Origin of the sequence: Streptomyces chattanoogensis (genome assembly GCF_001294335.1) — a bacterium.
Classification (GTDB): Bacteria; Actinomycetota; Actinomycetes; order Streptomycetales; family Streptomycetaceae; genus Streptomyces; species Streptomyces chattanoogensis.
In genome coordinates, this window is sequence record NZ_LGKG01000148.1 from 175,145 (window position 1) to 182,550 (window position 7,406).

The window sequence follows — 7,406 nt, forward strand, 5'->3', positions numbered from 1 at the left end:
CGGGTTTCGCAAGCCTCACGGGTTCCGCAAGCTGCCCGAAAGGAAGCCGCGCAGCAGGGCCGCGGTCCCGCAGCAGTGCTCGCGCATCACCTCGCGCGCACCGTCCGCATCGCCCTCGAGCACCGCCTCCACCAGGGCGGCGTGCTGTGTCTGGGAGTGCTCCAGATTGCGTACGAGCAGCGGGATGCAGTCCAGGAGGTCGTTCACGCTCGCCCGTACGGCCGCGTACTGGGCGGCCAGTGTCGGGGAGCCGGACAGTTCGGCGAGCGTGAGATGGAGCAGGGTGTCCTGCCGGCGGTACTCCGCGAGCGGCGCGTCCTGGGTCGCCGCCAGGGCCGCCCGCAGCCGCCCCGCCCCCTCGTCGGTGAGCCCGTGGGCCGCACACAGTCCGGCCGCGCCGACCTCCAGCACCTCCCGGAAGCGCAGGGTGTCCTCGACGTCGGTCTTCTCGATCCGGCGGCGCAGCTCCGCCTCGCCCGGCTTCTCCGTGCGGACGCGGACGAACGTGCCGCCGTAGCGTCCGCGCCGGCTCTCCACCAGGCCCTCGTCCTGCAGCACCTTCAGTACGTCGCGCAGGGTGACCCGGCTGATCTGCAGCCGCTCCGCCAACTCCCGCTCGGCGGGCAGCCGTTCGCCCTGCGGTACCAGCCCCAGCCGGACGATCTGGAGTATCTGCTCCAGCGCCTCCTCGAAACCGTTGCCCGCCCGCACCGGCCGCAGCACCGGTGCCAGGCGGTCCGCCGCACCGTTCATCGGAACCCCTTCCCAATCAATGGTTCGTGTGCCTACCTTATGACCTCCGGATGCAGTGACAGGAGGCAACACCGTGGCAGACCGCACGCCCCCGCTCTCCGTCGAGGAGCTGAGAATCCTCGTCGACACCGGGGAGATCGACACTGTCGTCCTCGCCTTCACCGATATGCAAGGCAGGCTCCAGGGCAAGCGGTTCGCCGCCCGCTATTTCCTCGACACCGTCCTCGAGCACGGCACGGAGGGCTGCAACTACCTCCTCGCCGTGGACGTCGACCTCAACACCGTCGACGGCTACAAAATGTCCTCCTGGGAACGCGGCTACGGCGACTTCGCCATGCACGGCGACGCCGGCACCCTGCGGCGTACGCCCTGGAACGCCGGCACCGCCCTGATCACCGCCGACCTCGCCTGGCACGACCGCTCCCCGGTCGCCGCCTCGCCCCGGCAGATCCTGCGCCGCCAGCTCGACCGGCTGGCCGAGCGCGGCTGGACCGCCTACGCCGGCACCGAGCTGGAATTCATGCTCTTCAAGGACTCCTACGAGGACGCCTGGTCGCGCGGCTACCGCCAGATGACCCCGGCCAACCAGTGGAACGGCGACTACTCCGTCCTGGGCACCGGCCGCGTCGAGCCCGTACTGCGCCGGATCCGCAACGAAATGGGCGCGGCCGGGATGACCGTCGAGTCCGCCAAGGGCGAGTGCAACCTCGGCCAGCACGAGATCGTCTTCGTCTACGACGACGCGCTCACCACCTGTGACCAGCACAGCATCTACAAAACGGGCGCCAAGGAGATCGCCGCCCAGGAGGGCATGGCGCTCACCTTCATGGCGAAGTACGACGAGCGCGAGGGCAACTCCTGTCATATCCACCTCTCCCTGCGGGACGAGGAGGGGCGGCCGGTGATGGCCGATGACGACGGCCCGTACGGCATGTCCCGGACCATGCAGCACTTCCTCGCCGGGCAGATCGCCGCGATGCGCGACTTCACGCTCTTCTACGCGCCCAACATCAACTCCTACAAGCGCTTCCGCCCCGGCTCCTTCGCCCCCACCGCCGTCGCCTGGGGCCCGGACAACCGCACCTGCGCGCTGCGCGTCGTCGGCCACGGCCCCGCACACCGCCTGGAGAACCGCCTGCCCGGCGGCGATGTGAACCCCTACCTCGCGGTCGCCGCCATGGTCGCGGCCGGGCTGTACGGCATAGAACACGAGCTGGAGCTGCCCGAGGCCACCACCGGCAACGCCTACGCCGGTGACGCCGCGCACGTCCCCACCACTCTTCGCGAAGCCGCCGAGCTGTGGGAGAGCAGCCCGATCGCCCGCGCCGCCTTCGGTGACGAGGTCGTCGAGCACTACCGCCACATGGCCCGCGTCGAGCAGGACGCCTACGACGCCGCCGTCACGGACTGGGAGCGCTTCCGCTCCTTCGAGCGCATGTAAGGAACCCGACCGTGTCCAATGGTCTGCACGAGCTGAACATCCTCAACCCGGCCACCGAGGAAGTGGTGGCCACCGTCCCCACCACCTCGCCCGCCGAGGTCGACGCCGCCGTCCGCCGGGCCGCCGCCGCCCAGGAGTCCTGGGCCGCCGTGGCCCCCGGCGACCGCGCCCGCATCCTGCGCCGCTTCGCCGGTGTCGTGGACGCCCACATCACCCCGCTCGCCGAACTGGAGCTCCAGGAAGCGGGCCACCCCCTGGGCAACGCCGAGTGGGAGGCGGGCAACGTCCGCGATCTGCTGGACTACGCCGCCGGGGGAGTGGAGCGCCTGACGGGCACTCAGATCCCGGTCGCGGGCGGCCTGAACATCACCGTCCAGGAGCCGCTCGGGGTCGTCGCCGTCATCGCCCCCTGGAACTTCCCGATGCCGATCGCCGCCTGGGGTACCGCCCCCGCCCTCGCGGCCGGCAACGCCGTCCTCCTCAAGCCCGCCGAGACCACCCCGCTCACCGCCCTCAAACTCGCCGAACTGGCGCTGCAGGCCGGTCTGCCCGAAGGCCTCTTCCAGGTCCTGCCCGGCGAGGGCCCGGTCACCGGTACCGCCCTGGTCGACCACCCCGGCGTCGCCAAGGTCGTCTTCACCGGCTCCACCGCCACCGGCCGCCGGATCGCCGCCCGCTGCGCCGAGCAGACCAAACGGCTCACCCTGGAACTCGGCGGCAAGAGCCCCAACATCATCTTCGCCGACGCCGACCTCGAGGCCGCCGCGGCCGCCACCCCCGGCTCCTTCCTCGACAACACCGGCCAGGACTGCTGCGCCCGCAGCCGTATTCTTGTCCAGCGCTCGGTCTACGACCGCTACATGGAGCTGCTGGAGCCCGCCGTTCAGGCCTTCACCGTCGGCGACCCGGCCGACCCCGCCACACAGATGGGCCCGCTGATCTCCGCCGCTCAGCGCGAGCGGGTACGGTCCTTCGTCCCGGAGGACGCACCGGCCGCCATCCGCGGCGAGGCCCCGGCCGGCAAGGGCTTCTGGTACCCGGCCACCGTCCTGGAGGGCCGCCCCGGGGACCGCAGCGCCGTCGAGGAGATCTTCGGCCCGGTCGCCGTCGTGCTGCCCTTCGACGACGAGGCCGACGCGGTACGCCTCGCCAACGCCACCGACTACGGCCTCTCCGGCTCCCTGTGGACCCGCGACGTCGGCCGGGCGATCCGCGTCTCGCGCGCCGTCGCCGCGGGCAACCTCTCCGTCAACTCCCACAGCAGCGTGCGCTACTGGACCCCCTTCGGCGGGTTCAAGCAGTCCGGCCTCGGCCGCGAACTGGGCCCCGACGCGCTCAAAGCCTTCACCGAGACCAAGAACATCTTCATCAGCACAGAGGAGTCCAAGTGACCGACCAGACCGCAGTGTGCCGCCGCCTCGTCGGCCGTACCGCCGTGATCACCGGAGCCGGCAGCGGGATCGGCCTGGCCACCGCCCGTCGCCTGGCCTCCGAGGGCGCCAACGTCGTGTGTGCCGACATCGACGAGGCCGCCGGAAAGAAGGCGGCCGACGAGGTCGGCGGCGTCTTCGTCAAGGTCGATGTGACGGACTCCGACGAGGTCGAGGCGCTCTACAAGACCGCCTTCGACACCTACGGTTCGGTCGACATCGCCTTCAACAACGCCGGTATCTCGCCGCCCGACGACGACTCGATCCTCACCACCGGCCTCGACGCCTGGAGGCGGGTCCAGGAGGTCAACCTCACCTCGGTCTACCTCTGCTGCAAGCACGCGCTGCCCTACATGCAGCGGCAGGGCAAGGGATCCATCATCAACACGGCGTCCTTCGTGGCGGTGATGGGCGCGGCCACCTCCCAGATCAGCTACACCGCGTCCAAGGGCGGTGTGCTGTCGATGTCCCGCGAACTGGGCGTGCAGTTCGCCCGCGAAGGCATCCGGGTCAACGCCCTGTGCCCCGGGCCGGTCAACACCCCGCTCCTGAAGGAGCTGTTCGCCAAGGACCCCGAGCGGGCCGCGCGCCGCCTGGTGCACGTCCCCGTCGGCCGGTTCGCCGAGCCCGAGGAGATCGCGTCCGCCGTCGCGTTCCTCGCCAGCGACGACTCCTCGTTCGTCAACGCCGCCGAATTCCTGGTGGACGGCGGTATCGCGGGCGCGTACGTCACCCCGGTGTAACCGCCCGCTGTTCACCTCCGGGCAACCCCCATGGCAGCCGGGCGTCGTGCAACGCCCGGCTGCCATACGTTAGCGTCCGCCTTCGATTCCCCGTTCGACAGGAGTGTGTTCATGCGCAACAAGCGTCGCTGGCTGGCAGCAGGTGCCGCCCTCGCCGTCGCCGGAGGCGGCGTCGCGGTCGCCCAGACGGCCACCGCGAGCCCGGCCCCGCAGCACTGTCCCACCCTCCACGTCTCCCAGGGCTGGTACGGCGAGAACCGCGCCAAGCTGCAGAAGATGATCGACGAGCGCGGTGTCTGCGCCGGCTCCGACGGCGCGCGTCCGGTCGCGACCTTCGACTGGGACAACACCGTCATCAAGAACGACGTCTCCGACGCCACGCTGGCCTGGATGCTGCGGCACGACAAGGTGCTGCGCCCGGCGAGCTGGAAGGCCACCAACAAGTGGATGACGGATGACGCCCACCGCGCGCTCACCCAGGCCTGCGGCACCTCCGTCCCCGTCGGCCGTCCGCTGCCCACCTCCACGGACACCGGCTGTACCGACGAGATCCTCGACATCTACGAGGACGCCAAGACCTCCGGCGGCAAGGACGCGTTCGAGGGCGAGTGGAACCACCGCCGCACCGTCCCGGGCTACGTCTGGATCACCCAGCTGTTCGCCGGGCACAAGCCCGCCACGCTGACCGCGTACGCCAAGCAGGCGCGCGAGGAGAATCTCAAGGCGCCCATCGGCACCGAACAGACCGTGGGCACCCACAAGATGGCGGGCTACATCCGCTACTACGTCCAGCAGCGGGACCTGATCCGCACCCTCAAGGAGGCCGGATTCAACGTCTACATCGTCTCCGCCTCCGCCGAGCCGATCGTCCGCGCCTGGGCGCCCGGCGTGGGCATCAACAACGACCACGTCGTCGGCATCCGCAACATCGTCACCGACGGCAAGCTCACCACCGGCGTCGAGGGCTGCGGCGATGTCAAGGACACCAACGGCGAGGTCCTGACGTACATGGACGGCAAGCGCTGCTGGATCAACAAGGCGATCTACGGCATCAAGGGCGCCGACGCCTGGAAGCAGCAGGACAAGGCGCACCGCCCCGCGTTCGCGGCGGGCGACGCCGAGACCGATGTGACCTTCGTCGGCGACGCCACCGGGGCGCACCTGGCCATCAACCGCAACAAGACCGAGCTGATGTGCCGGGCGTACGACAACAGCGACGACCGCTGGCTGATCAACCCGATGTTCATCGAGCCGAAGAAGCAGAAGACCGACCCCTACCCCTGCTCGACCGAGGGTTACGTCCTTCCGGACGGCAAGCTCGCACCGATCCACCGACCCGACGGCTCGGTGATCCCCGACCAGCAGGACCGCATCCACGGCTGACGGGCACGGGCCGCACCGCACTCCCCTTTCACAGGAAGGTGCGGCCCTCACCCCGGTACGTCGGCACCGTCGCCACCACCCGGTCCCCGTCGACCAGCTGCAGCTGGGCGAACCGCTCGCACAGCTCCCCGGCCTTGGCATGCCGGAACCACACCTTGTCGCCGATCGCCAGCCCGTCCGCCGCCGCCCCCAGCAGCGGCGTCTGCACCTCGCCGGGCCCCTCCTGCGGGTCGTAGCGCAGCCCCGCGGGCAGATACGGCACCGGCAGCCGGTCCGCGCCCGCCACCCCCGACGCCGGATAGCCGCCGCCCAGCACCGTGACGACGCCCGGCCCCGGCCGCCGCACCACCGGCTGGGCGAACAGCGCCGCCGGACGCCCGGTGAACGAACGGAAGTTGTCGAACAGCCGCGGCACGTACAGCCCCGACCCGGCCGCGACCTCCGTGACCGCCGCCTCCGCCGCGGTGTGCTGCACACTGCCGGTCCCGCCTCCGTTGACGAACTCCAGCCGCGGCGTCACCGCCCGCACCGCCCGCACGGCCTCCCAGCGCCGCCGCGCCAGCTCCTTGCGCGCCGCCGCCTGCATCACCCGCACGGCCCCCGAGAACACCGGCTTCCCGGCGACCTCGTCGCCGACGCCCGCCACATGCCCCTCGTACGCCATCAGCCCCACCAGCCGGAACCCCGGGCGGCGCACCACCGTACGGGCCAGCGCGCCCAGTTGGCCGGGCGCCCGCAGCGGCGACCGCCGGGCACCGACCCGCACCTTCCCCAGCCGGTACGAGGTGTCCAGCTCCAGGCACACCCGTATCTCCTCGCCGCTGTGCGCCCCGGCCGGCCGCGCCGCGTCGATCAGATCCAGCTGCACCGGATCGTCGACCATCACCGTCACCGCCGCCGCCAGCTTCGGATCGGCGGTCAGCTCGGCGAACCCGGCCCGGTCCGCAGACGGATACGCCAGCAGCACGTCCGGGAACCCCGAACGCGCCAGCCACAGCGACTCGTCCAGCGTGAAGCTCATGATCCCCGCGAAACCGTCCCGCGCCAGCACCCGCTCCAACAGCGCCCGGCAGCGCACCGATTTGCTCGCCACCCGGACCGGCTTGCCCTGCGCGCGGCGCACCAGATCGTCGGCATTGGCGTCGAAGGCCTGCAGATCGACGACGGCCAGCGGGGCGTCGAGATGCGCCGTGGCCCGGTCGTACAGGGCTTTGTCGCCATATGTATCGGTGGGGTAGTGGGACATGGGCGCAGCCTGCCAGACGCGGCTACCACGGGGTAGGGGGGAGAACGCGACAGAGCGGACACAGAGGGGACAGGGGTTGGAGCGGTGGCGGCACCAGCCCGTACAGTGTCGGAACGCCGCGACCGGCAGGTCGGCGGAGCGATGTCCGGATACGAAGCGCCTTGCCCGGATTGCCGATCGGGACGGGCGCGGGGCGCGAGGGGGAGCGCTGGTGAGCACCGACGCGGAGTGCGCGGGTCCGCAGCACACCCCTCCCATACCCCCGCAGCCGCCGCACCGGCCCGCCATGCCCGACGACGACCCGATGACCACGGTTCTGCGCCCGGTGCCCGCCGCCCCCGCCGTCCCGCCGCCGCCCGCGCACCGCCCCGCCGCCCCGGTGCCCCCGCAGGCCGCACCCCCCACAGCCC

General features: G+C 71.3%; 6 protein-coding genes and 1 pseudogene. 5 read left to right on the forward strand and 2 right to left on the reverse strand.

Features of this window, described 5'->3' with window-relative positions; translation table 11 throughout:
- Window positions 1–15: 15 nt before the first annotated feature.
- Complete coding sequence (locus ADL29_RS24715; protein ID WP_053925770.1) at window positions 16–753, reverse strand: FadR/GntR family transcriptional regulator; 738 nt, start codon at window positions 751–753, stop codon at window positions 16–18.
- Window positions 754–826: 73 nt separating this feature from the next.
- On the opposite strand from ADL29_RS24715, the gene ADL29_RS24720 reads away from it, so the two are divergent.
- The 4 genes from ADL29_RS24720 (at window position 827) to ADL29_RS24735 (ending at window position 5,750) form a co-directional block, all read left to right on the forward strand.
- Window positions 827–2,194: a glutamine synthetase family protein gene (locus tag ADL29_RS24720; RefSeq protein ID WP_053925771.1), complete on the forward strand. Its 1,368-nt coding sequence runs from the start codon at window positions 827–829 to the stop codon at window positions 2,192–2,194.
- An 11-nt stretch (window positions 2,195–2,205) separates the two neighbouring features.
- Window positions 2,206–3,585: an aldehyde dehydrogenase family protein gene (locus ADL29_RS24725; protein ID WP_053925772.1), complete on the forward strand. Its 1,380-nt coding sequence runs from the start codon at window positions 2,206–2,208 to the stop codon at window positions 3,583–3,585.
- The gene (locus ADL29_RS24730; RefSeq protein ID WP_053925773.1) at window positions 3,582–4,367 is read left to right on the forward strand and encodes a 3-oxoacyl-ACP reductase; all 786 of its coding nucleotides are present in this window, start codon (window positions 3,582–3,584) and stop codon (window positions 4,365–4,367) included. Before ADL29_RS24725 ends, ADL29_RS24730 begins: the two co-directional genes overlap by 4 nt.
- 111 nt (window positions 4,368–4,478) lie before the next feature.
- Window positions 4,479–5,750 (forward strand): HAD family hydrolase, encoded by a 1,272-nt coding sequence (locus ADL29_RS24735; RefSeq protein WP_053925774.1) that lies wholly within the window; start codon window positions 4,479–4,481, stop codon window positions 5,748–5,750.
- A 28-nt stretch (window positions 5,751–5,778) separates the two neighbouring features.
- On the opposite strand, the gene ADL29_RS24740 is transcribed toward ADL29_RS24735, so the two are convergent.
- The gene (locus ADL29_RS24740; RefSeq protein WP_053925775.1) at window positions 5,779–6,996 is read right to left on the reverse strand and encodes an amino acid deaminase/aldolase; all 1,218 of its coding nucleotides are present in this window, start codon (window positions 6,994–6,996) and stop codon (window positions 5,779–5,781) included.
- 211 nt (window positions 6,997–7,207) lie between these two features.
- Between ADL29_RS24740 and ADL29_RS43625 the strand changes: the two are divergent.
- Window positions 7,208–7,406 (forward strand): annotated as a pseudogene (locus ADL29_RS43625) (protein phosphatase 2C domain-containing protein); the annotation flags it as partial.

Excerpts from the sequence above, each read along its gene's own strand:
- ADL29_RS24715 (WP_053925770.1), bottom strand. The coding sequence starts at position 753 with ATGAACGGTGCGGCGGACCGCCTGGCACCGGTGCTGCGGCCGGTGCGG.
- ADL29_RS24735 (WP_053925774.1), top strand. The coding sequence starts at position 4,479 with ATGCGCAACAAGCGTCGCTGGCTGGCAGCAGGTGCCGCCCTCGCCGTC.
- ADL29_RS24740 (WP_053925775.1), bottom strand. The coding sequence starts at position 6,996 with ATGTCCCACTACCCCACCGATACATATGGCGACAAAGCCCTGTACGAC.